Here is a 631-nt window from a genome sequence, read left to right on the forward strand (position 1 = left end):
GGGTGGTGTGACACCTGAGGAGATGGCTGGGGTCCGGGAGGACCTGGAAGCGTTTGCGGCGGAGTTGTTCGACGGGTTCTTCCGTGCGGATCAGCGGCGTTGGGGGCAGGTGTATGTGCGCGGGCTGCTGCTGGATGGGCGGCGCAAGTCGGTGGAGCCGATGGCCGCGAAGCTGGGTGAGGACGGCAACCGGCAGGCACTGGCGCACTTCGTGACGACCAGCCCGTGGAATCCGGCGCATGTCCGGGCCCGCCTGGCATGGAAGATGCAGGAAGCGGTCCAGCCGGCCGCGTTGGTTGTCGATGACACCGGCTTCCTCAAGGACGGGGACGCCTCGGCGTGTGTGTCGCGGCAGTACACCGGCACCGCGGGCAAGGTCACCAACTGCCAGGTGGGCGTCTCGCTGCATCTGGCCGACGACCATGCCTCGGCCGCGGTGAACTGGCGGCTGTTCCTGCCGACCTCCTGGGATGCCGCCTCGCCGGATGCCGATCCGGTCAAGGTCGCCCGCCGCAAGCGGTGCGGGATCCCGGCCGATGCCGGTCACGTGGAGAAGTGGCAGCTGGCCCTGGACATGATCGACGAGACCCGCAGTTGGGGCATCGACGTTCCCCTGGTCGTGGCCGACGCC

1 protein-coding gene is annotated in these 631 nt (G+C 68.9%); it reads left to right on the top strand.

Annotated elements, in window-relative coordinates; all coding sequences use genetic code 11:
- Nucleotides 1–22: 22 nt before the first annotated feature.
- A partial coding sequence (locus IE263_RS48085) for an IS701 family transposase (protein ID WP_189944464.1) occupies nt 23–631 on the top strand: 609 nt, incomplete at its 3' end.

The sequence above is a fragment of the Streptomyces aurantiogriseus genome, assembly GCF_014649375.1.
In the GTDB taxonomy this organism is placed as follows: domain Bacteria; phylum Actinomycetota; class Actinomycetes; order Streptomycetales; family Streptomycetaceae; genus Streptomyces; species Streptomyces aurantiogriseus.